Origin of the sequence: Labrys neptuniae (assembly GCF_040797145.1) — a bacterium.
GTDB classification, from domain to species: domain Bacteria; phylum Pseudomonadota; class Alphaproteobacteria; order Rhizobiales; family Labraceae; genus Labrys; species Labrys neptuniae.
On sequence record NZ_JBFNQD010000005.1, the window covers coordinates 397,095 to 420,947 of the forward strand.

Genomic DNA, 23,853 nt, shown 5'->3' on the forward strand with positions numbered 1-23,853 from the left:
CCGAGCGTTCGACCTGCCCACTATCGTGTCCTGCAAGCCGCTGTGCAAGAGACCTACAAACGACATCAAATGACAGCAGGGCGACGTTCTTTCATTTTCATGAAACCCAAATCAGGCTCGATTTGCGAATTTGAACGTCGGGTAAAGCCCAATTTTCAATTAGCAGGCCTAATTTTCGTCAATTTCGGCCAAAAAGGATCTCGCCCGGCGCGAGCGACAACGGATGATATCGGATCCATCCGCCCATAAACAGAAAACCCCCGGCCATGCGGCCGGGGATCGGATCTTGCGTATGCCATCACGTCAGCTGTGATAGGCGCGTTCACCATGTTCGACGATATCGAGGCCTTCGGCCTCCGTCTGGCGGTCGACACGCAGGCCGACGACGAGATCGACCAGCTTGAACAGAATCGCCGAGCCCACGCCCGTCATCACGATGGTGAAGGCAACCGCCTCGACCTGCACCCAGAGCTGGGCGCCCATCGTCACGCCATCGGCATAGCCGACGCCACCCAGCGACGGCGATGCCAGCACGCCGGTGCCGAGAGCGCCGAGGATACCGCCGATGCCATGCACGCCGAAGACGTCGAGGCTGTCGTCATAGCCGAAGGCATTCTTCACGGTCGTCACGAAGAAGAAGCAGACGATACCGGCGATGAAGCCAAGCGCGATGGCGCCGGCCGGACCGACGAAGCCGGCTGCGGGCGTCACCGCCACCAGGCCGGCGACCGCACCCGAGACCGCACCCAGCATCGAGGGCTTGCCATGCGTGAACCATTCGACCAGCGACCAGCCCAGGATAGCGCCCGCCGTGGCGACGAAGGTGGTCATCATGGCCAGGCCCGCGCTGGCGCCGGCCGAGAGGGCCGAACCGGCGTTGAAGCCGAACCAGCCGACCCACAGCATGCCGGCACCGACCCAGGACAGAGTGAGCGAATGGGGCGGCATCTGTTCCTTGCCGAAGCCGGTGCGCTTGCCGATCATCAGGCAGCCCACCAGGCCGGCGACACCGGCATTGATGTGCACGACGGTACCGCCGGCGAAATCGAAGGCGCCCAGCTTGAACAGCCAGCCCGTCGACTGCCACACCGAATGGGCGACCGGGATGTAGATGAAGGTGACCCAGAGCAGACAGAACAGCACCACCGCCGAGAACTTCATGCGCTCGGCGAAAGCGCCGACGATGAGGGCAGGCGTGATCGCCGCGAAGGTCATCTGGAAGCAGACGAACACATATTCAGGAATGGTGCCGCTCAGCGTGTCCTTGGTGATGCCGGCGAGGAAGGCCTTGGAGAAACCGCCGAAGAGGGGACCGCCGTCGCTGAAGGCGAGGGTGTAGCCGTAGAAGACCCAGATCACCATCACCACCGAGGCGACGATCAGCACCTGCATGAGGATGGAGAGCATGTTCTTGGCGCGCACCAGGCCGCCATAGAACAGGCCGAGGCCCGGCGCGATCATCATCAGCACCAGCGCGCAGGACACCAGCATCCAGGCCGTGTCGCCCGAGTTCAGGGTGGGCGGCGGCGCTGCGGTCTGGGCGAGAGCGGGGCCCGCAAGCAGCCCGGCGCCCATGAGGGCCATGACGGCGGATTTGAGGAAACGGAGGGAAGTCATCGGGAAAGGATCCTGTCTCATGGGAGTCGAGGGCATCGGCGGCAGACCTAGAGCGCGTCGCCGTCGCGCTCGCCGGTGCGGATGCGCACCGCAGTTTCGATCGGCATGACGAAAATTTTGCCGTCGCCGATCTGGCCGGTCTTGGCGGCCGCCGTGATCGCATCGATCACCTTGGCGACCAGCTCGCTGGGCACCGCGACCTCGATCTTCAGCTTGGGCAGAAAACTCACGGCATATTCGGCGCCGCGGTAGATCTCGGTATGCCCTTTCTGGCGGCCATACCCCTTCACCTCGGTCACGGTCAGACCGTGCACGCCCAGACCCGTGAGGGCATCGCGCACCTCCTCGAGCTTGAACGGCTTGATGATGGCCATCACTATTTTCATGCTGCTCTATCCCCTTAAGGCGTTTTGCAATTTGGCGTCAGACATCCTCTTTCAAGCCGCGTGCCAACTGCCAAACGCCATGCTAAGATCATGAAAAATCACGATAAAAATTACCCCTGCCCAATGTAAGGACCACTCGCTTGCCAAGGGTTGCGCAAATATTAGGCACAATGGCCGTCGTTGCGATATTTTCGAGCAACGTGCACAAGGCGTTCGCTGATCCGTGCGCCGTCCCGGCGGAAGCAGGCGAGAATGTGACGATTGCCGGCAAGGACGAACAGGGCCACCTCCTGCTCGCGGACGGCCGCAGGATAAGGCTTGCGGGCGTGGATCTTTCCTCGCTGAGGCTGCCCGATCTTGCCGATGCCACTGCGACCCTGGTGGGCCCGGCCACGCCCGACAGGCACGGCGCATGGCGCGGAGCGCTCTATTTCGAAGGCCGCGATCTGGCGGCCGATCTCGCAGCCCGCGGCTTGGCGCGCATTCGGCCTTCCGTTGGGGAAGATGTGTGTTACACAGAATTAATGACTGCAGAAGACAATGCCCGCCGGGCTCGGCTTGGCCTCTGGGCCGAACCGGGCTATGCAGTCGCCGATGCGGCGACTCCTGAGGCCGTTGCCCGACACGCCGATGGCTTCGCCATCGTGGCGGGACGCGTGCTGCATGTTGGAGTGACGAAGACGACCGTGTGGATCGATTTCGGCAAAATCTGGCGCGAAGACGTGACTTTGGCGATACCCGCCAAACAATGGCCACGTTTCGAGGCAACCGGTCACACCGCTGCCGCTCTCGAGGGCAGCTATGTCAGGGCTCGTGGCGTCGTGACGATGCGCGACGGGCCCCGCATCGAAATTACCGAGCCGGCGGCGATCGAACAGGTCGCACCGGTGTCGCCGTAGGAGGAGTGGGAAGCTGAGCGAGATGCTGGGGGGCGCGGCGAGACAACCGAACTGGCGGAGGGCTTGCGCCCTGGCGCTTGCGCTCGGCCTGTCGTCTTGCGCCACCGTGGGCGACAACGACCAGGCGGGCGATCTTCCGCGCGCCACGCCCGCAGCCCTTCCGGCCGAAGCCCCGCGTGTCATCGCTCCCCCCAATGCGGAGGACCGCGAAAGCGCCCGCGTTCTCGCTTCCTATGGCGGCGCCTATCGCAACGCCGCCCTGGAACGCTATCTCGACGATCTCGTCCAGCGTCTTGCCGCCCAGTCCGACCGGCCCGACATTCCCTACAAGCTGACGGTGCTGAACGCCTCGTCGATCAACGCCTTCGCCCTGCCCTCCGGCCGGCTCTACGTGACGCGCGGCCTGCTCGCGCTGGCCAATGACGATGCCGAAATCGCGGCCGTGATCGCCCATGAGATGGCGCATGTCTCGGCGCGCCACGCTGCCGCGCGTGCCGATCGCGAGCGCCAATCCCTGGTCGTCTCCAAGGTGGCGAGCATGGTGCACAATCCCGGCCTGGTCTCCTCGAGCCAGAACAGCCTGGCGAGCTTTTCGCGCCAGCAGGAGCTGAATGCCGACGAGATCGGCATTCGCACGATCGCCAAGGCCGGCTTCGATCCCTATGGCGCCGCGCGTTTCCTGACCTCGATGCGCCGGCAGGTGGAGGCGCGTTCGCGCCAGGCGACGCCGGACTTCCTGTCAACCCATCCCTCCACGCCCGAACGTATCGCCAAGGCCAACACCGAAGCTGCCCAATATGGCGCTCCCGGCTCGGGCGAGCATGACAAGTTCCGCTATCTGTCGGTGATCGACGGCATCACCTATGGCGAGGATCCCGCGCAGGGTTATGTGCAGGGCCGTATCTTCTGGCAGCCGCGCCTGGCCTTCACCTTCACCGCGCCCCCCAATTTCACCCTCGACAACACGCCGCAGGCCATTCTCGGTGTCGACGGCAATGGTCGGGCGCTGCGTCTCGACACGGTCAAGACCAAGGATGGCCAGTCGCTATCCGACTATCTTGCCTCGGGATGGATCAGCGGCGTGGACACCTCTTCGGTCTCCACCCTGCGCATCAACGGCAACGAGGCGGCAACCGCCCTCGCCCGTGGCACGGACTGGAGCTTCCGCCTCTATGCCATCCGCTTCGGCAGCGACGTCTACCGCCTGATCCTGGCGGCCCGCGACCTCAACCCCGCCACCGACGCCCTGTTCCAGGAAACCGCCAACAGCTTCCGGCGAATGACGCCGGACGAGCTGCGCAATGTGCGGCCCGAGCATATCGACATCATCACCGTGCGCTCGGGTGACACGCTGCAGTCCCTGGCAGCCCGCATGGCCGGCCCCCAGGACCAGCTCGAGCGCTTCCTGGTGTTGAACGGCTTTGACGAAACCAGCCCGCTCAGGCCGGGCGACCGCGTCAAGGTCGTCACGCAGTAGAGGGCGGTCCACCCCTCATCCGGCTGCCGCCACCTTCTCCCGCAAGGGGAGAAGGGGCTCCATTTGGCAAGGGGCGCGGTCTGGCCGCATGCAAGATTTTGCAGCCCATCCCAATCAAATTCCTTCTCCCCTTGCGGGAGAAGGTCCCGGCAGGGGGATGAGGGGTGCCGCTCGACAGAACGCCATCCTCGGCCTCCTCACCTCAGCCGATAGAACGCCGCGGCATTGTCCCTGAACAGCTTGCGCCGTTCCGACGGCGAGCAGTCATGCGTGATCTCGTCGACGACATGCACCCAGTCGGGATAGGTCCCCGCCAATTCCAGCACGTGCCAGTCCGAGCCGAACATCACGCGCTCGAAACCGAAGCTTTCCAGGGCATGCTCGACATAGGGCGTGATCTCCTGGCGCGTCCAGCTGCGGTGATCGGCCTCGGTGCATACACCCGAGATCTTGCAATGCACGTTGGGCAAGGCAGCGAGCCGCTTCATATCGGCGCGCCAGGGCTCCATTTCGCCCGCCTTGATCGCCGGCTTGCCGATATGGTCGAGCACGAATCGGACATCCGGGCATTGCTGCACCATGCGGACCGCGTTCGGCAGTTGGTGATGCAGGATGCAGATGTCGAAGGAGAGATCGTGGCGGGCCAGCAGCTTGAGGCCGGCCAGGAAACCGGGCTGCAGGCAGAATTCCGGATCGGCCTGGCCCTGGATCAATCGCCTGATGCCACGCAGCGGCTTGTGCTCGCGCAGGCGATCGAGATCTGCCTCGACCGCCGCCCCTTTTTCGAGCGGCAGGCTCGCGACCATGGCGCCGAGCCGAGGCTCGGCCGCCGCAAGCTCGCTGACCCAGGCGGCTTCGTCGAGATGCTGGCCAGCATCGACATCGACTTCCACGAAGACGAAACGTTCGATCTCGACGGGTCTGGCCGCAGCGAACACATCCGCCGGCACCGCCTTCGAGCGCAGGCCTGTGATGCCCTCGGCCCAGGCATAGCCCAGGCGCGCCGGATCGAGCAGATGAACATGGCTGTCGATGATGGGGTAGTCGAGCATGGGGATCTCCGTGGAGGCGCGCCGCCGCGAAACTGCTATTCGCTCAGTTCCTGCAGCCGTTTCTCATATCGTTCTCGTTCAGCGTCGGACTGAAAGGGCAGATGTCGCCATTGGTCATAGAGTATGTCAGCCCGGCAGCAACCTCCCATATCCGGTATTTGCCGCTCCAGGAAAAGGAACTGCTCGTGGATATCCATGGCATGTGCCTGCTCTGTCTGCGCAATCCAGGCCAGGGCACGAATGGCCGCTCCGGTAATCCAGTCGGAAGGCCCGAACAACATCGAATACAACGCCTTGCGCCGCTCCGATATGTCCCACCCCTGGTCGATCTGCGCCAGGACGAGAGCCGCCGTCAATTGGATGCGAGGCACCCACGCCAAGGCCTGATCGTCCTCCGGCACGGCCGGCGGATGGAGCATAACGGCGAGCAGATCCCCTATTGCTTCCACGCCTAATTCGGCGGCGGCGAAGCTGGCCTCGGCGCAATTGGCCTCCATCGAATAGCGCTTGCGCGCCATCGCGGCGATGCGCTCCGAGATCGCCTCGCGAGGCGGATCAACGGCAGCAAATGGCGTTGTACCGTCGTAACGCCATAGGAGGTAGTCGACCGTGGTAAGAGGAACACGAGGATCCGGGCTAGGAATCGCATCGACGCTGATCTCCATCGCCGGGGCTTTGCCGGCGGCGGTACAATCCAGCGCGATGGCCAGCCGATTGCTCGGAGCCTCCAGAGCCGAAAACCCCAGTTTGAATTCGAACCGGTCGCCCTCCGGCCGGCCCGGCGCTGCCTTCGCAAGATCAGAGCGCATCTGACGCCAGCAATTGGCGGTGGCATCATGGAATTGCGGCAAGGCGTCGAAATGGGCGTACCAGATCTGCCTCGCTCTGCCGTTCCCCTCCCTGGCTAGTTCAATGAACTGCTGGTAGCGGGCCTCGCCTCCTTCCAGCTTCCAGTGGCAAAACGCAGCTGAGGCCTTCGCCCAGGGTTGGTCAGCCTCAACGGCGAGCGCACCTTCATACCAGGTCAGGGCATGCTGCCACTGGGCAAGATCGAACCAGGTATCACCAACTTCCAGAAAAGGACTCTCATTGCCCGGCGAAAGCTCGATGGCACGGGCGAAGGCCTCCTGCGATTCCTCGGGACGGTTCAGCCGGCGCAGGACCAAGCCGCGCGCCATCGCCTGATTTTCATCGCTTTGCGCCAACGGCCCGACAGCCACGAGCGCCTCTTCATAGCGGGCAGCCTTGCGCAACAACCCCGCCTTGAACATGGCCTGCAATCCGGACAATTCCCCCGGCAGAGCACGGCAAGCAAGATCCGCCCAGCGCTCGGCCATACGCAACTGCGGCAACGATGCCTTGTGAGGCTCTGGCGCCCTCGTCACGACATAGCCCAGCAGCCTCAGAATGAGATCGGGCGGCAGCGCCTCGACTGCGCCGGAGACTGCCAGCCATTCATGCGCCCATGCATCGAGATAGCGTTTATCATGCATCGCCTCGGTAACGCCGACGAGGTGCCGGAGTGCTTCCTCTACACGTCCCTGGGCGTGCCAGAAATAGGCACGCAAGGCTTCCGTCGCCGCATAGCGCTCGGCGGTTTCGGGGATGAGCCGGTCGAGCCGACTGCCGGCCTTCGCCACATAGCGATCTGCCAACTGGCGCCAATCGGGCCGGCTCGGATCGACCAGCAACAGACAGGCAAGATGATGCGCACCGTGTTTCAGATTTCCGCCGATCTCCAATTCGCCCTCGGCGACGAAGAGATCGAAGTCCGGCGTGCCGATCCGCTGCTCGATCTCGGCCTGATCATGGCTACAACCGGAGGATTCCTCGACTTCGTCGGGCTCGTCCCGCACGGGGACGGCTCGGACGGGCTTACGTTCGAACCAGCGGCGCAACCAGGACATGGGCAGCTTTCAAGGACTTGACTGTGCCTCGAAGAGCTATCGTAGGCGTAACGATACGTAAAGCCTCACCACCCCCGCGCCCTGATCGCCTCCGCCAGGCGGGAGACGTCGGGGCCGCTCGGGCGATCCTCTTCCAGGCGCTCGACATGGGCACGCACGAAATCGCGGATGCGCGCAGTCCCCTGCCCCAGCGCAACCGTACCGCGCAGGTCGATGCTCTGGGCCGCCACAACCAGTTCGCAGGCCGCCAGCACCAGCAGCCGCTCCGCGCTCTCCCCGAGCTTGGTCACCGCCGCCGGCGCGTTGGCGGCATGGTCCTCGACACCGTCGGCGGCATGCAGCAAGGCCAGGGTCGCCGGCTGGGCCCGCGCCCGGATCTCGCCCTCCAGCGCACCGATCGCCTTCTGCAGCGTGGCGAAGCCGGTGCGGCTCTGCCCCATCGGGGTGAGGAAGCGCGGCTGGTCGGAATAGACGGGCGACATCAGCTTCAAGGCGCGCTGTGCCGAGATCGTCGCCACATGGGAGAGCGCCTGCGAGAGCGCCTCGAAGCGCAGGGTGAAGCCGGTCATGTCGAAATTGCCGTTGGACACCAGCTGCCCCTCGACGATCACCGGATTGTCGCCGGAATGGTTGAGTTCGAGCAGCACCATCGCCTCGGCCTCGGCAAAGGCGGTGCGCGCGGCACCGTGCACCGGTGCGACACAACGGAAGGAGAGCGGATCCTGAACCCGCCGGCTCGCCTTGTTGTCGCTGAGCGGGCCGCCGGCCAGCAGGGCATAGATCGCGCGGGCTGCCTCGCGCTGGCCCGGGGCCGGACGGGCCGCGTTCACCGCCTCGGACAGGGGAGTGATATTGGCGCCGAAGGCTTCCATCGACAGGGCCGCGGCGCGGTCGAGCGTATCGAGCGCCAGGCGCGCTTCGGCGAGCGCCAGGGCGCCGCGGCCGGTGGAGGCCGCATTGGCCACCACCAGGGCATGCCCGTCCTTCGGTCCGATCGGCACCGGCTGCAGCCCGGCCCGCCGCAGCGCCTCGGCACCGGACAGGCGTTCGCCGCGATAGTCGGCTTCGCTTTCGCCGAGCAGTGCCAGGGCCATATGGGCAAGCGGTGCGAGATCGGCGGCGCCGATCGAACCGATCGTCGGCACGATGGGATGAAATCCGGCATTGAGGGCCGCGGCCAGCGCTTCCACGACCGTGAGCGACACGCCGGTCTGGCCGACGCTCATGCCGGCGATACGCGCCGCCATCATGGCCCTGACCTCGGCGACCGGCATTTCATCACCCACCCCGACCGCGCGGGCAAAGGCAACGCGGCGCTGGAAGGCGGCAAGATCGTCGGCGGAAAGCCGGGTGTCGACGCCCGCGCCAAGCCCGGTGGTCAGGCCATAGACCGGCTTGTTTTCGGCAATGGCCTGCTCGATCACCGAGCGCGCCGCACCGATGCGTTCGCGGGCGGCCGGCGACAGGATCACATGGCAACGCTCGCGGGCGATGGCGGTGAGCGCATCGATGGTCAGGGGCGCATCGCCGATCACCACAGTTCCGCCGGACATTTTCAGGGTTCCCTCATCACTGTCGGCCCGCGCCATCGTTTGCGTGACCTCGCACCGCCAATCGCATAGAAGGGGACGCATCTCCAAATAAATGTGCATGCCGCGAGGATGAGAATGAGCGCGCTGATCGAACTGTTCTTGTGCCGGAGCGACAATTTCGGCGTGCTGCTTCATGACGAGGCGACCGGACGCACCGCGGCCATCGACGCACCGGAGGCCGAAGCGATCGAAGCCGCCCTCGAACGACGTGGCTGGCGGCTGACCGACATCCTAGTCACCCATCATCACGCCGACCATGTCGAGGGCATCGAGGCGTTGAAGACCTCCTATGGCTGCCGGGTGGTCGCAGCGAAAGCCGATGCCCACCGCATCCCGGCCGTCGACGAAACCGTCGTGGAGGGCGGCACCGTCAATGTCGGCTCGCTCGTGGCCGAGATCATCGACACCCCGGGCCACACGGTGGGCCATATCGCCTACTGGTTCCGGGAGCAGAAGCTGCTGTTTGCCGCCGACACCCTGTTCTCGCTGGGCTGCGGCCGGCTGTTCGAGGGCTCGCCGGCCGACATGTGGCAGTCCCTGCTGAAATTGCGAGCCTTGCCCGACGATACGCAGCTCTATTGCGGGCATGAATACACGCTTGCCAATGCCCGCTTCGCCCTCACGGTCGATCCCGCCAACCAGGCTCTGGCCAGGCGCGCCGCCGAGGTCGAGGCCCAGCGCGGCGCCCACCGCTTCACCCTGCCGGTGCTGCTGGGCGCCGAAAAGCAGGAAAATCCGTTCCTGCGCGCCGACGATCCCGGCGTCGCCAAGGCCGTCGGGCTGGCCGGGGCCGATCCCGTCGCCGTGTTCACCGAACTGCGCGAGCGCAAGAACCGGTTCTGAATACCCTCTTCGACACAATGGAAATGATCATGAAGACCGCCGCCGAGATCATCGCCCTCCTCGACATGCAGCCCCACCCCGAGGGCGGCCACTATGTCCGCACGTTCGAAGACAGCGCCCTTCACGGCGACCGGTCGGCCTCGACCGCGATCTATTACCTGCTCCAGGCCGGCGAACGTTCGCATTGGCATCGGGTCGACGCCGCCGAGATCTGGCACTTCCATGCCGGCGCGCCGCTGGCCCTCGACCTCTCGGCGGATGGAATTGCCACCAAGCGCCTGATCCTCGGCACCGATTTCGCCGCAGGCCAACGGCCGCAGGGCGTGGTACCGACGGGCGTGTGGCAGGCGGCTCGCAGCCTCGGCGACTGGACTCTGGTGGGCTGTACGGTTGCGCCCGGCTTCCGCTTCGAAGGCTTCGAACTGGCCCCGCCCAACTGGGCGCCCGGACAGTGATCCTGCGACGCAATTTGCCATGTACGAACCTGATCTGGAAAGGCGAGGGCCTGCGCTCGGTCGCGGTTGGGCTGACCCTCATTGCCTGCTTCGCGATCCCTGGGGCAGCAGCACGGGCAGATAGAGCGAGGATCGACCCTGCGCAGATCATGCAAATGCAGGAGATCTTGACCCGTGCCATGCGCCCCTGTGTGGCACCCGCGATCGGGCAATCCGGCACCCAATGGGCAACCGTGCGTATTTTCTTCAATCGCGACAGCACGCTTGCGCGACGACCTGAATTGGTTGCTGCGACAAGCGCCACGGTCGGGGCCAACGTCCTTCGCGCCGCCACGCGGTGTCTCGCGCGCAAGGATGCTCTTCGCTTTGACGAGCGATTCTACGACGCTTGGAAGATCATCGATCTGAAATGGACTCCGGGGACACTCTGACGTCGTCGGCGCCGACCCCAATCCTTACACTTTCCTTACGCCCGGGCTCGATAATCGGAATCGAACCCTGACGCCCTTTGGTGGCAAACCACACCCATGCCCAATCGGGTTGGAGTTTGTCATGCTAGATCTTGCCTATATGGCGCTGGGGCTCGGTGGCCTGTCGCTGATGGTCCTTTATGCCCGCGTCCTCGACAGGCTGTGAGGCGCATCATGTTCGATCCCCTCCTCGGCCTCCTCGTGGCCGTCCTGCTCGGCGCCTATCTCGTCTTCACGCTGGTGCGCCCCGAACGCTTCTGAGTTCCACGGCTTCACCGCCCTCCCACGCCGGCTGCCCCCGCACCGGTGCGATGGCGCGTGAGGGGGCGCGGGACCGGCTCATCGGGAAACGGTCCCGCTCCCTGCTCATTCTCGCTTTTTCGGGCTCCACGCCAATCCCCCAAGGGACGATCTCCCCTGAGGATCGGCGGGGCTCGCGTTGTTTTGGAGAATTTCCATGTCCTTGAACGGATGGCTTCAGATCATCCTTCTGTTCGCTCTGGTGCTCGTAGCGGTGAAGCCACTGGGTGCCTACATGGCCCGTGTCTTCACCGGTGAGAGAACCTTCCTCACGCCCGTGCTGGCCCCGGTCGAGAAGGGTTTCTACAAATTATCCGGTATCGATCCCGCCCGGGAACAGGGTTGGCTTGCCTATACGCTGGCCATGCTGTTCTTCAGCGCGGCGGGCTTTGCCTCGCTCTACGCGATCCTGCGGCTGCAGGCTTATCTGCCGCTCAATCCGCAGGGTTTCGGCAATGTGGCGCCGGATCTGGCTTTCAATACGGCGATAAGCTTCGTCACCAACACCAACTGGCAGAACTATGCCGGCGAAAGCACCATGAGCCATTTCAGCCAGATGGCCGGTCTTACCGTGCATAATTTCGTCTCGGCCGCCACCGGCATTGCCCTTGCCCTCGCCCTGACCCGCGCCTTCATGCGCTCGGGCGGCACGACTCTCGGCAATTTCTGGGTCGATCTCACCCGCTCCACTCTCTATGTGCTGCTGCCGATCGCCATCGTCGTGGCGCTGGCCTTCGTAGCCATGGGCATCCCGCAGACGCTGCAGGCCGGTGTCGACGCCACCACGCTGGAAGGCGCCAAGCAGACCATCGCCATGGGGCCGATGGCGAGCCAGGAGGCGATCAAGCAGCTCGGCACCAATGGTGGCGGCTTCTTCAACGTCAATTCGGCCCATCCTTTCGAAAACCCCACCGCACTGGCCAACTTCCTGTCGATCTTCTCGATGCTGTCGATATCGGCGGCCTTGGTCTACGCCTTCGGGCAGATGGTCGGCTCCCGCCGCCAGGGCTGGGCCCTGCTGTCGGCCATGGGCGTCCTTCTGATCGCCGGTGTGGCCGTGGTGTACTGGTCCGAAACGGCAGGCAATCCGATCCTGGCGCATCTCGGCCTCGACGGTGCTCTCGGCAACATGGAAGGCAAGGAGATCCGCTTCGGCCAGGCCATGACCGCCGTCTTCGTGGCCGTCACCACGGGCTTGTCCTGCGGCGCCGTCAACGCCATGCATTCCTCGCTCACCCCGCTCGGCGGCCTCATTCCGATGTTCCTGATGCAGCTCGGCGAAGTCCTGCCCGGCGGCGTCGGCTCCGGCCTCTACGGCATGATCGTCTTCGCCATCCTCAGCGTGTTCATCGCCGGCCTGATGGTCGGCCGCACGCCGGAACTCCTCGGCAAGAAGATCGAATCGCGCGAGATGAAATTCGCCGTGCTGGCGATCCTGATCCTGCCCACCGCGATCCTCGGCTTCACCGCGATCTCGGCCATGGCGCCCTTCGCCCTGTCGCAGCTCGGCAATGCCGGTCCGCACGGCCTCTCGGAACTGCTCTACGCCTATACGTCGACGACAGCCAACAATGGCTCGGCCTTCGGCAGCCTGTCGGCCAACACGCCCTGGTTCAATGCCACGCTCGGCATCGCCATGCTGCTCGGACGCTTTGCCTATGTCGTGCCGGTGATGGCGATTGCCGGCTCCCTGGCCGCCAAGACCAGGGTTCCCGCCTCGGCCGGCACGTTCCCCACCCACACGCCGTTGTTCGTCGGCCTTCTGGTCGGCGTCATACTGATCGTCGGCGGCCTGCAATTTTTCCCCGCGCTCGCGCTGGGGCCGATCGTCGAGCACTTCGTCATGCTCGCCGGCAAGACTTTTTGAGGAATGGCTATCATGTCATCCAAACCAACCTCCCCCTCCATGTTCGACGCGGCCATCCTGCTGCCCGCCATCAAGGATGCCTTCGTCAAGCTCGACCCGAGACTCCTCGTCCGCAATCCGGTGATCTTCGTCACCGAGGTCGTGGCCGCCCTGGTCACCGTGCTCAGCTTGCGTGACGCCTTTACCGGTGCCGGCATCGGCTTCAGCGCGCAGATCGCTGCGTGGCTGTGGTTCACCGTGCTGTTCGCCACCTTCGCCGAAGCCGTGGCCGAAGGGCGCGGCAAGGCGCAGGCCGAGAGCCTCAAGCGCACCAAGTCCGACCTCAAGGCCAAGCGCATGCCTTCGGCCGCGGCTGCCTTGGGAAACTTCCAGGTGATCGACGCCACCAAGCTCGTGGTCGGCGACATCGTCATCGTCGAAGCCGGTGACCTCATTCCCGGCGACGGCGAGGTGATCGAGGGCGTCGCCTCGGTGAACGAAAGCGCCATCACCGGTGAATCCGCCCCGGTGATCCGCGAATCCGGCGGCGATCGCTCCGCCGTCACCGGCGGCACGCAGGTACTGTCGGACTGGATCAAGGTGCGCATCACCACCCAACCCGGCTCCTCCTTCATCGATCGCATGATCGCGCTGGTCGAGGGCGCCGAGCGCCAGAAGACCCCCAACGAGATCGCCCTGTCGATCCTGCTGTCGGGCATGACGCTGATCTTCCTGATCGCCGTGGTGACGCTGTGGGGCCTTGCCGGCTATTCCGGCACGCTGCTCTCCATCACCGTGCTGGTAGCACTGTTGGTCACCCTCATCCCCACCACCATCGGCGGCCTGCTCTCGGCCATCGGTATTGCCGGCATGGATCGCCTGATCCGCTTCAACGTGGTGGCGACCTCCGGCCGCGCGGTCGAGGCCGCCGGCGACGTCGACACCCTGCTGCTCGACAAGACCGGTACCATCACCTTCGGCAATCGCATGGCGACCGAGTTCCTGCCGGTACCCGGCGTCAGCGAACAGGACCTGGCCGAGGCCGTGCTGCTGGCCAGCCTCGCCGACGAGACGCCCGAGGGGCGTTCCATCATCGCACTCGCCCAGGGCGAATATGGCCTGGCCCAGCCGGACCTGACCTGCAAGGCTGTAACCACCATCGCCTTTGCCGCCCAGACCCGCCTGTCGGGCATCGACATCGACGGCCGCTCCATCCGCAAGGGTGCGGTCGATGCCATCGTGAAATTCGCCGGCACCACGCTGGAGGCGGCACCGTCAACCTTCCGGCAAGCGGTGGAGAAGGTCGCCCGCACGGGCGGTACCCCGCTCGGCGTCACCGACGGCAGCCGCGTCCTCGGCGTCGTCCACCTCAAGGACGTGGTGAAGCCCGGCATCAAGGAGCGCTTCGCCGAGCTGCGTTCGATGGGCATCCGCACCGTGATGGTGACGGGCGACAACCCGATCACCGCCGCCGCAATCGCCTCCGAGGCCGGCGTCGACGACTTCCTGGCCGAGGCGACACCGGAAGAAAAGCTCGCCTATATCCGCAAGGAACAGACGGGCGGCCGCCTGATCGCCATGTGCGGCGACGGCACCAATGACGCGCCGGCACTGGCCCAGGCCGATGTCGGCGTCGCCATGCAGACCGGCACCCAGGCGGCACGCGAAGCTGGCAACATGGTCGACCTCGACTCCAGCCCGACCAAGCTGATCGAGATCGTCGGCATCGGCAAGCAGCTGCTGATGACGCGCGGCTCGCTCACCACCTTCTCGATCGCCAACGACGTCGCCAAATATTTCGCCATCATCCCGGCTTTGTTCATCGCGACCTATCCCGAACTCGGGGCGCTGAACGTCATGAACCTGGCCTCGCCCCAGTCGGCCATCCTCTCGGCGGTGATCTTCAACGCCCTGATCATCGTCGCCCTGATCCCGCTGGCCCTCAAGGGCGTCTCCTACCGGCCGGTCGGCGCGGCCGCGCTGCTCAGGCGCAACCTCCTGGTCTACGGTCTCGGCGGGCTGCTGGTGCCGTTCATCGGCATCAAGCTGATCGACCTCGTCATCGCCGCCCTGCACCTGGCGTGACGGCAACACACCCTCCCCTGGAGGGGGAGGGTCGACGCGTCAGCGTCGGGGTGGGGTGGCAGCGCAACGCCAGCCCACCGATGTGTTTCCCACCCCACCCCGGCCTTTGGCCGACCCTCCCCCTCCAGGGGAGGGTAGAACCTTCAACGCTCCAAGGGAGCAAGCCCATGTTGATCCATCTTCGCCCCGCCATCGTGATGATGGCCCTGTTCACCCTGTTGCTGGGTATTCTCTATCCGCTCGCCATCACCGGCATTGCGCAGGTCGCCCTCCCCGGCCAGGCCAATGGCAGCCTGATCACCAGCAATGGCACGGTGATCGGTTCGTCCCTGATCGGCCAGAACTTCGCCTCCGAGCGCTATTTCCAGGGCCGGCCCTCGGCAACCTCGGGCACCGATCCCAACGACGCCAGCAAGACCGTGGCGCAACCCTACAATGCGAGCAATTCGAGCGGCTCCAATCTCGGCCCGACCTCCAAGGCACTGGCCGACAGGGTCGCCGCCTCGGTCGAGGACCTGCGCAAGCAGGGCGTGACCGGCGCCGTTCCCGCCGATGCGGTGACGACTTCAGGCTCGGGCCTCGACCCGGACATCTCGCCGGCCGACGCCGCCCTGCAGATCCAGCGTGTCGCCAAGGCCCGCAACCTGCCGGAAGCCGACGTGAAGGCCCTGGTCGACAGCCAGACATCGGGCCGGCTCCTCGGCCTGATCGGCGAGCCGCGCGTCAATGTTCTCGCCCTGAACCTGGCGCTTGATGCTATGAAGCCGAAGTGACACGATTGCCGGACAAGCGCGGGCGCCTTCTCCACGAAGTGGGGAAGGTGGCCCGACGCAGTCGGGACGGATGGGGTGCGGCCCGCTCATGCTCCCTATCAAGACGGCAAGAGCTAGCGGCCCACACCCCATCCGTCATTGCTCCGCAATGACACCTTCCCCACTTCGTGGAGAAGGCATCGGCGCCAGTCCTGGAAAGCAAGTTTGCCCGTAAGCCCCTCCGACAGACGTCCCGATCCCAATGCCCTGCTGAGCCTGGCGGGACGGGAGGGGCGCGGCCGCCTCACTGTCTTTCTCGGCGCGGCGCCGGGGGTCGGCAAGACCTATGCCATGCTGTCGCGGGCACGGCGGGAGAAGCAGGCCGGCGTCGACGTCGTCGTCGGCATCGTCGAAACCCATGGACGCAGCGAAACCGCTGCCCTGACGGACGGGCTGGAGCTGCTGGCGCGGCGGACGGTCGAGTATCGCGGCCGTGAGCTGGAAGAGTTCGACATCGACGCGGCGCTCGCCCGCCGGCCGCACCTGATCATCGTCGACGAGCTCGCCCACACCAATGCCCCGGACAGCCGCCATCCCAAGCGCTACCAGGATGTCGAGGAACTGATCGGCGCGGGCATCGACGTATGGACGGCGCTCAACATCCAGCACCTGGAAAGCCTCACCGACGTCGTCTCCCGCATCACCGGCGTGACGGTGCGCGAAAGCGTGCCGGACAGCGTGATCAAGAAGGCGGACGAGGTCATCGTCGTCGACATCACGCCCACCGAATTGATCCAGCGCCTGGAGGACGGCAAGGTCTATCTGCCCGACAATGCGAGGCGCGCTGCCGACGGCTTCTTCAAGCCCGGCAATCTCACTGCCTTGCGCGAACTCGCCTTGCGTCGCACGACCGAGCGCGTCGACGACCAGATGCTGGCCTATCTGCGCCAGAACGCCATCGAAGGCCCCTGGGAAACCGCCGACAGGCTGATCGTCTGCGTCGGCCCCGACCAGTTTTCCCAGCAGGTGGTGCGGGCGGCCGGACGCCTGGCGACCGGGCTCAATGCCGATTGGCTGGCCGTGACGGTCGAGCGGCCCGGCCAGGAAATCGGAGGTGACGCGCTTGCAGGCCTCGAGGCCAATCTGCGCCTCGCCGAGCGCCTGGGCGCGGAGGTCAGGCGGCTCAACGGCCATGACTATGTCGGCGAGATCCTCAGGCTCGCCAGCGCCGAAAACGTCACCCAGATCGTGCTCGGCAGCGGCAAGGCGAGCTGGTGGCAGCGCGTCACCGGGCGTTCTCTCGCCGACGACCTCCTGCACCGCTCCGGCGAGATCAATGTTACCGTCATCACCAACACCGGGACCGAGGCTCCGCCCGCACGGCGCTGGTGGCGCCGGCTTGTCCTGCAGCCCTCGCTCGCCGGCCTCGCCATGGCGGTGGGCTGCGTGGCGGCCGCCGTCGGCATCGGGATCGGCCTCCGGCATTTCGTCTATCTGCCCAACGCTTCCATGCTCTTCCTCATGGCGGTGCTCGCCAGTGCCCTCACGGTCGGGCGCTGGAGTGCCATCACGGCGGCGGTGTTGTCCTTCTTCGCCTATAATTTCTTCTTCATCCCGCCGCTCTACAACTTCACCATCGCCGAGCCGCACGAGGTCTTCGCCTTGGCGGTGTTCCTGATCGTGGCGGTGGTGGCGGGCGACCTTGCCGGCCGGGTACGCGAGCGGGCGGAGGGCGAAGGGCGGCGTGCCGCCAACATCATGTCGCTCTACGAATTCTCCCGTAAGCTCTCGGGCATCACCAGCCTGGACGACGTGCTCTGGGCCGCCGTCGCCCATGCGCAGGCGACGCTGCACGGACGGGTGGTCATCGCCGTGCCCCAGGAGGACGAACTCACCGTCACGGCCGCCTGGCCACCGGACATCAACCTCGATTCAACCGACATGACGGCGTTACGCTGGGCCTTCGAGAAGAAGGAGATCGCCGGCCGGGGCACCGGCACCCTGCCCAACATCGCCTTCGAGTTCAGGCCGATCCTGACCCCGAATGGCGCTGTCGGGGTGCTCGGCCTGGCGCAGCCTGAGGGGGCCGAGCCACTTTCCCCGGCCGAGGAGCGTATTCTGGTCGCCATTCTCGACCAGACCGCCATCGCCATCGACAGGGCCAAGCTCGCCAAGGAGAATGTGCGCACCGCCGCGCTCGAGGAAAGCGAGAAGCTGCGCAGCGCCCTGCTCTCCTCGCTCTCGCACGATCTGCGCACGCCCTTGGCTTCCATTACAGGGGCCGTCACCACGCTGCGCCAGCTCGGCACCAAGATGAACGAGGAAAGCCGCGACGACCTGCTCGCCTCCATCGAGGAGGAAGCAGCCAGGCTGAGCCGCTTCGTCGCCAATCTCCTCGACATGAGCCGCCTGGAGGCCGGCGCCCTCAATGCACGACGCGACCTCCTCGATGTCTCCGACGTCGTCCGCGGCGCGGTGGAGCGCGCGCGAAAAGCCTTTCCGACCCGCCTGGTCGAGACCAGCCTGGCAACCGACCTGCCGCTGGTGCGCGGTGACCAGGCGCTGCTCGGCCAGGTCCTGTTCAACCTGCTCGACAATGCACACAAATATGGCGGGGAGGATTCCTCGACCGCCGTGTTCGCCCGGCGCGAGGACAACGAAGTGGTGGTTACCATCACCGACCAGGGCAAGGGCATTCCGCCGGCCGATCTGGAAAAGATCTTCGACAAATTCTATCGGCGGGGCAAGGTCGACGGCCGGGCACCAGGCACCGGCCTCGGGCTCTCGATCAGCCGCGGCTTCATCGAGGCCATGGGCGGCACCATCACAGCCGAGAGCCCGGCCGTGCGCAAGCGCGGCACCCGCATTGTCATCCGTCTGCCAGCCGAGGCATGATGACGACATTGGGGGGCGGGTCTTCGGACCCGCCTGACGACGCGCATCGAGAAGGCGGGTCCGAAGACCCGCCCCCCGTGAATGAGAGTTCCCTCCCCTATGCACATCCTGGTTGTCGACGACGAGCCGCAGATCCAGCGCTTCCTGAAACCGGCCCTCATTGCCGCCGGCTATGAGGTGACGCCGGCCGTCAACGGCACCGACGCCATGCGCCTGATCGCCACCGCCGCGCCGGATCTCGTCATTCTCGATCTCGGCCTGCCCGACATGGACGGCAAGGACATCATCACCAAGGTGCGGGAATGGTCGAAAGTACCTGTGATCGTCTTGTCTGCCCGCGATCGCGAAACCGAGAAGATCGCTGCCCTCGACCTCGGCGCCGACGACTATGTCGAAAAACCCTTCGGCATCGGCGAATTGATCGCCCGCATCCGCACCGCTTTGCGCCACAAGGCCCATGAGGAGGGCAATGCCACCCGCTTCGAGAGCGACGGCCTAGTGATCGATACGCTGAAGCGGCTGGTGAGCCGGGACGGCGAGGCCATCCGCGTCACGCCCAAGGAATATGACCTGCTCGCCATGCTGGCGCGTCATGCCGGCCGCGTCGTCACCCACCGCCAGTTGCTGACCTCGGTGTGGGGCACGGCGCATGCCGAGGACCTGCATTACCTGCGCGTCTTCATCGGCCAGCTCAGGGCCAAGATCGAGCGCGACCCGGCCAATCCCCGCATCATCCAGACGGAAGCCGGCATCGGCTATCGCCTGAAGGACGAGGAGTGAGCGCCGGGGGCCGGTCTTCGGGCCGGCCAAAGAATAAGTACTTTGTTTGATCAGTAACGCAGCCCCTCACCCTTACCCTCTCCCCGTAAGAACAGGGAGAGGGGAACTTCGACGACTCGTTTTTGCCGACACGGTCTCATCTCGCCCAACCGTCGGGCGAGATGAGTGTCTATCTCGAAGACAAGTCGAGACGCTTGCGTCCCCCTCGCCCCGTTCTTACGGGGAGAGGGTAAGGGTGAGGGGCTGCGAAATACGGGAAGAAAGAGCACCTCCTTCTCAAGGCGTCCTTTGCCGGAAAAGCCGCGGGTCCAGCCCGGTCCGAGGGCCGGCTCCCAATGCCCTCACATTACCAGCTTCAGCGCCAGCCCGCACATGGTCATGCCGATCAGCCCGTCCAGCACCCGCCAGGCGCCGGGCCGGGCGAAAAGCGGGCGCAGCAGGCGCGCGCCATAGCCGAGCGAGAAGAAGAACAGGAAGGAGGCGGTGACCGCACCGGCACCGAAGGCGAGCTTGGCCCCCTGATATTGGGTGGAGATCGAGCCGAGCAGCACCACCGTGTCGAGATAGACATGCGGGTTGAGCCAGGTGAAGGCGAGGCAGGTGGCGAGCGCCCGGCCAAGTCCAAGCCCCGCACCATCGCCCGGATCGAGCCCGCCATGATCGGCAAGCGCCGAGCGGAAGCTGCGGAGACCGTACAGGATGAGGAAGGCGGCGCCGCCATAGCGCATCACCGGTTCGATCCAGGGCACGGCCACGCCCACCGCCTGGAAGCCGGCAACGCCGACGCTGATCAGCACGGCATCCGACAAAGCGCAGACGAGGCAGACCCAGAACACATGCTCGCGCCTGAGGCCCTGCCGCAGCACGAAGGCGTTCTGCGCGCCGATCGCCACGATCAGGCTGAGGCCGAGCAGGAATCCGGATATGAGCGCGTTGGTCATGGTCTCCCCCATCACGGGCTGTCCCGATCCGACCCACTGGTCGGAGCGGCGTTTGACTACACGCATCGATGAAATTAGAGAATTTAATTAATCTATCTCTAGATTAGGAAAATTGATCCGATGCTGGATTACGCCCTGCTGGAAGCCCTGGCCGCCGTGGTGCGTAGCGGCTCCTTCGACAAGGCGGCGCAGGAGATCGGGGTGACGCCCTCGGCGATTTCGCAGCGGGTCAAGCTCCTGGAAGAGCGCCTCGGCACCGGCCTGGTCGTCAGGGGCCAACCCTGCACGGCGACATCGGCCGGCAGGCGGCTGTGCCGCCATGCCGAGGAAGTCGGCCTGATGGAGCATGCGCTGCGCAGCGAACTTAGCGGCCTGATGCCGTCGGGGGCTGCCCCAACCGTGCGTATCGCCGTCAATGCCGACAGCCTGGCAACCTGGTTCCTCCCTGCCCTGTCGGGGCTGGAGGGGCGCCTGTTCGATCTGGTGCTCGACGATGAGAGCAACACCGCCGAATGGCTGCGACGCGGCGAGGTCAGCGCGGCAGTCGCCATGGCACCGGGCCCCTTCCAGGGCTGCGGCAGCCGCGCATTGGGCGTGCAGACCTATATCGCCACAGCCAGCCCCGCCTTCGTCAGGCGCTGGTTTCCCGACGGTCTCAGCGAGGAGGCTCTGCGGCAGGCCCCCTGCCTCACCTTCGATATCAAGGACGCCTTGCAGGACCGCTGGCTGGTCGAGACTTTTGGCCGGCCCATAAGCCGGCCCAGCCACTGGATCCCCTCCTCGCGCGGCTTCGTCGACGCTGCCCTGGCGGGGCTCGGCTGGGGCATGAACCCGCTGTCACTGGTGCGGCCCCATATCGAGGAGGGATCCCTCGTCGCAATTCACCCCGGCTCGCGGCTGCTGGTGCCGCTCTACTGGCATTGGAGCCGGGCCGTGGAGAAGGGCCTCCAGGACATCACCGCCTCCATCCTGCGTACGGCGCGGGCGAGGCTGGAACAGGCATAATGGTGCCATGGCCTCTGGACAGGACGGAGTTTACCACTACCATTGTCGGACAAATCAGAATCCAACCTTCAAGACGTCAGGGACGGAAATCCATGCAGCTCCCCATCATGCCCGGCAATGCCGCGCCCCGCCGGCTCGGCAAGACCTCCGTCATGCTTACGCCCGTCGGCCTCGGCGGCGGCCCGATGGGGGACATGTTCGAGAACCTCGACGAGGACAAGGTTCGCGCCACCTTCAGGGGCGCCTGGGACGCCGGCATCCGCTATTTCGACACTTCGCCCTGGTATGGCCGCGGCCTCAGCGAATTGCGCTTCGGCGAGGCGCTGCGGCAGAGGCCGCGCTCGGACTTCATCCTCTCCACCAAGATCGGGCGCACCTTCCACCGGCCCAAGGATGTCGATACTTTCAAGGGCCCGTTCTGGTATGGCGGCCTCTCCTTCCAGGAGCGTTTCGACTACACCTATGACGGCGTGATGCGCGCCTATGAGCAGAGCCAGATGCGGCTCGGCATCAACCGTATCGACCTCCTGCTCATCCATGACCTCGACGTTCCGCATGTCGGCTCGGCCGACCTCGTCGCCCAGCATTTCCTCGACCTGGAGCGCTCGGGCTGGCGGGCGCTCGAAATGCTCAAGCATTACGGCGAGATCCAGGGCATCGGCGCCGGCGTCAACGTGCTCGGCACCATTCCCGAAATGCTCAAGCGCTTCGACCTCGATTTCTTCCTGGTCGCCATGCCCTACACGCTGATCGACCAGGGCCCGCTCGACCTCGAATTCCCGCTCTGCCAGGAGCGCGGCGTCGGCGTGGTGATCGGCTCGCCCTTCGCCTCCGGCATCCTTGCCACCGGTGCCGGCGTGCCCACGCCTTATTATCGCTACACCCCGGCCGCCCCGGAGATCATCGAGAAGGTGCGCAAGATCGAGGCCGTCTGCGCTGCCCACAAGGTGCCGCTCAAGGCGGCCGCCTTCCAGTTCGTGCTGCGCCACCCGATCGTGGCGAGCGTGATCTCGGGCGCCGTTACGCCGGAACAGGCGGCCGAGAATGTCAGCCTGCTGGGTGTCGCCATTCCCGACGCCTTCTGGAGCGATCTGCGCCAGCAGGGGCTGATCGATGCGAGGGCGCCGTAACCCGGAAAGCTTGGGCAAGCGGCGTAAGACCCGAGAGGGAACGACATGCAAACATCATTCTTTGGAACGGATGTCGATGCTGTTCAGGTCTTGCGCTGGCTTTACGATATTCCGGAAATGAGATTCTTCGAGAACCACTCTCGTCCGGATCAGCCCAATCGTTGGTTTGAAACATGGGATAAAACGCTCGCTTATTTTGAAGGTGGCCGCTCCAGTCTTGCGGCGTGGCCTCAAAATGTCGGCGGCGTTCCGTTCTTGGAGCAAATAACCTTCGCCCTCGATACGCAACGCCAGCTCGATGCCAAAGGCCGGTCCGTACTGCACAGTCCGGCACTCATTCGAATTATCCGCAACAGCGATCAGAATGGCTGCCTTGCTGCCACGAACATCACATGCTGGAACGAAAAAGGGGTCCGTCAGCGCTCCATGTTTTCAGAGGACATCATCGATAGCGTCGATTGGAAGGCCTTTGGCTCCATTGAGAGAGGAATCCAGCGAAAGGTGAAGACGTCCTCCCCCGCGAAACTAGGTTCGACACCGATCATGCCTGACGCATTCCAACACTTGGAAGCGGGCCAGATCAAACTATGGGGTTGGGGGATCGAGTGCGACGGCCAGTCGCCTCACATCGAGAAAGGTCGGTGATCCGCCGGCAGAAGGCGAAGCTCCTGGCCGTTGCCTGCCAATCCCGTTCAGCAAGATCCCGTGCCCGAGGGTTGCAGAAGTCGGACAGGGCGGTGCATCGTTGTCCCGGACATCCGCGACATCCGGATTGCAAGGTGAGTGCCGATGATTGTCCTGACAGACCCGACCAGCAGATTGCCTGCCATAAGGCTGGAAGCACGCCGCTCGATCCGTGACTTCGCGGATCGGTCCGTTTCCATCGACGACCTTGGTACCTTGCTCTTCGCCATGCAGGGACGTCGACGGGCTAACGACAAGAGGCTCACGCCGTCCGCGGGTGCGCGCTATCCATTGACACTGACGGTTGCTGTTCGCCGTGTGGCGACCTTGTCGGCTGGTCTCTACCGCTATGATGTCGAACGCCATGCTCTCGATGCGATAGACAACGATGCCATGGCCTTGTCGAAGGCAGCCGCGGCGACCTTCGAGGCGCCCTGGGTCGCGGAGGCGGCTCTGGCGCTTCACATTTCGGCGGCATTCGAGAAGACGACGATCCCCTACGCGGATCAACCGCCGGCAGGGCGAGCCGAACGTTATGTGTGGCTCGAAGCCGGACATGTTGCGCAGAATGCAGCCTTGACAGCCGCCGCGCTGGATCTGGCCACGGTTTTGGTTGCCGGCTTCGACGATGCAGCCATGGGCCGGGCTTTTTGCATCCCCCCGACGGAAAAGCCGCTTGGGCTGATGCCCGTTGGCTATCCGAAAGCCGGATAGGTCGGGAACTCCCACCAAGGGGG

The 23,853-nt window shown here is 65.0% G+C and carries 21 protein-coding genes; 15 read left to right on the forward strand and 6 right to left on the reverse strand.

Annotation, left to right across the window (positions count from 1 at the left end):
- Positions 1-303: 303 nt before the first annotated feature.
- Both ABXS05_RS17840 and ABXS05_RS17845 read right to left on the reverse strand, forming a co-directional pair.
- Positions 304-1,617, reverse strand: a complete 1,314-nt coding sequence (locus tag ABXS05_RS17840) for an ammonium transporter (RefSeq protein ID WP_311937432.1) — start codon at positions 1,615-1,617, stop codon at positions 304-306.
- A 47-nt stretch (positions 1,618-1,664) separates the two neighbouring features.
- Positions 1,665-2,003, reverse strand: a complete 339-nt coding sequence (locus tag ABXS05_RS17845; protein WP_068293571.1) for a P-II family nitrogen regulator — start codon at positions 2,001-2,003, stop codon at positions 1,665-1,667.
- Between the two features lie 170 nt (positions 2,004-2,173).
- On the opposite strand from ABXS05_RS17845, the gene ABXS05_RS17850 reads away from it, so the two are divergent.
- Positions 2,174-2,902: a thermonuclease family protein gene (locus ABXS05_RS17850; protein WP_367624862.1), complete on the forward strand. Its 729-nt coding sequence runs from the start codon at positions 2,174-2,176 to the stop codon at positions 2,900-2,902.
- A gap of 22 nt (positions 2,903-2,924) precedes the next feature.
- Complete coding sequence (locus ABXS05_RS17855; RefSeq protein WP_311937438.1) at positions 2,925-4,379, forward strand: M48 family metalloprotease; 1,455 nt, start codon at positions 2,925-2,927, stop codon at positions 4,377-4,379.
- 197 nt (positions 4,380-4,576) lie between these two features.
- Here the strand turns inward: ABXS05_RS17855 and ABXS05_RS17860 are convergent, their stop codons facing one another.
- From ABXS05_RS17860 to ABXS05_RS17870, 3 genes are all read right to left on the reverse strand, one after another.
- Entirely contained in the window at positions 4,577-5,431 is an 855-nt protein-coding gene (locus ABXS05_RS17860) for an amidohydrolase family protein (protein ID WP_311937441.1), read from the reverse strand.
- 35 nt (positions 5,432-5,466) lie between these two features.
- On the reverse strand, positions 5,467-7,338 hold the full coding sequence (locus ABXS05_RS17865) for a tetratricopeptide repeat protein (RefSeq protein ID WP_367624863.1): 1,872 nt from the start codon (positions 7,336-7,338) through the stop codon (positions 5,467-5,469).
- Positions 7,339-7,403: 65 nt separating this feature from the next.
- Positions 7,404-8,891: an HAL/PAL/TAL family ammonia-lyase gene (locus ABXS05_RS17870; protein WP_367624864.1), complete on the reverse strand. Its 1,488-nt coding sequence runs from the start codon at positions 8,889-8,891 to the stop codon at positions 7,404-7,406.
- A gap of 114 nt (positions 8,892-9,005) precedes the next feature.
- On the opposite strand from ABXS05_RS17870, the gene gloB reads away from it, so the two are divergent.
- From gloB to ABXS05_RS17915, 9 genes are all read left to right on the forward strand, one after another.
- On the forward strand, positions 9,006-9,773 hold the full coding sequence (gene gloB, locus ABXS05_RS17875; protein ID WP_367624865.1) for a hydroxyacylglutathione hydrolase: 768 nt from the start codon (positions 9,006-9,008) through the stop codon (positions 9,771-9,773).
- Positions 9,774-9,802: 29 nt separating this feature from the next.
- Entirely contained in the window at positions 9,803-10,228 is a 426-nt protein-coding gene (locus ABXS05_RS17880; protein ID WP_367624866.1) for a cupin domain-containing protein, read from the forward strand.
- Positions 10,225-10,659 (forward strand): hypothetical protein, encoded by a 435-nt coding sequence (locus tag ABXS05_RS17885; protein WP_367624867.1) that lies wholly within the window; start codon positions 10,225-10,227, stop codon positions 10,657-10,659. Before ABXS05_RS17880 ends, ABXS05_RS17885 begins: the two co-directional genes overlap by 4 nt.
- A gap of 201 nt (positions 10,660-10,860) precedes the next feature.
- Entirely contained in the window at positions 10,861-10,959 is a 99-nt protein-coding gene (gene kdpF, locus ABXS05_RS17890; protein WP_195826137.1) for a K(+)-transporting ATPase subunit F, read from the forward strand.
- Positions 10,960-11,155: 196 nt separating this feature from the next.
- The gene (gene kdpA / locus ABXS05_RS17895; RefSeq protein WP_367624868.1) at positions 11,156-12,865 is read left to right on the forward strand and encodes a potassium-transporting ATPase subunit KdpA; all 1,710 of its coding nucleotides are present in this window, start codon (positions 11,156-11,158) and stop codon (positions 12,863-12,865) included.
- Positions 12,866-12,877: 12 nt separating this feature from the next.
- Positions 12,878-14,929 carry a potassium-transporting ATPase subunit KdpB gene (kdpB, locus tag ABXS05_RS17900; protein WP_367624869.1) on the forward strand — a complete coding sequence of 684 codons (2,052 nt, stop codon included), beginning with the start codon at positions 12,878-12,880 and terminating at the stop codon, positions 14,927-14,929.
- Between the two features lie 167 nt (positions 14,930-15,096).
- Positions 15,097-15,702: a potassium-transporting ATPase subunit KdpC gene (kdpC, locus tag ABXS05_RS17905; RefSeq protein ID WP_311937467.1), complete on the forward strand. Its 606-nt coding sequence runs from the start codon at positions 15,097-15,099 to the stop codon at positions 15,700-15,702.
- Between the two features lie 204 nt (positions 15,703-15,906).
- A complete protein-coding gene (locus ABXS05_RS17910; RefSeq protein WP_367624870.1) occupies positions 15,907-18,576 on the forward strand; it encodes a DUF4118 domain-containing protein in 2,670 nt (889 codons plus the stop codon).
- 99 nt (positions 18,577-18,675) lie between these two features.
- Positions 18,676-19,356, forward strand: coding sequence for a response regulator (locus ABXS05_RS17915; protein ID WP_367624871.1), 681 nt, complete (start codon positions 18,676-18,678; stop codon positions 19,354-19,356).
- Positions 19,357-19,697: 341 nt separating this feature from the next.
- Here the strand turns inward: ABXS05_RS17915 and ABXS05_RS17920 are convergent, their stop codons facing one another.
- The gene (locus tag ABXS05_RS17920) at positions 19,698-20,309 is read right to left on the reverse strand and encodes a LysE/ArgO family amino acid transporter (protein WP_394314316.1); all 612 of its coding nucleotides are present in this window, start codon (positions 20,307-20,309) and stop codon (positions 19,698-19,700) included.
- A 108-nt stretch (positions 20,310-20,417) separates the two neighbouring features.
- Between ABXS05_RS17920 and ABXS05_RS17925 the strand changes: the two genes are divergently transcribed.
- The 4 genes from ABXS05_RS17925 to ABXS05_RS17940 all read left to right on the forward strand — a co-directional run bounded on the left by ABXS05_RS17925 (position 20,418) and on the right by ABXS05_RS17940 (position 23,830).
- Entirely contained in the window at positions 20,418-21,302 is an 885-nt protein-coding gene (locus ABXS05_RS17925; protein ID WP_367624873.1) for a LysR family transcriptional regulator ArgP, read from the forward strand.
- Positions 21,303-21,394: 92 nt separating this feature from the next.
- Positions 21,395-22,432: an aldo/keto reductase gene (locus ABXS05_RS17930; protein ID WP_311944258.1), complete on the forward strand. Its 1,038-nt coding sequence runs from the start codon at positions 21,395-21,397 to the stop codon at positions 22,430-22,432.
- Between the two features lie 45 nt (positions 22,433-22,477).
- Positions 22,478-23,077, forward strand: coding sequence for a hypothetical protein (locus tag ABXS05_RS17935; RefSeq protein WP_367624874.1), 600 nt, complete (start codon positions 22,478-22,480; stop codon positions 23,075-23,077).
- 144 nt (positions 23,078-23,221) lie between these two features.
- The gene (locus tag ABXS05_RS17940; protein ID WP_367624896.1) at positions 23,222-23,830 is read left to right on the forward strand and encodes a SagB/ThcOx family dehydrogenase; all 609 of its coding nucleotides are present in this window, start codon (positions 23,222-23,224) and stop codon (positions 23,828-23,830) included.
- Positions 23,831-23,853: the final 23 nt, after the last annotated feature.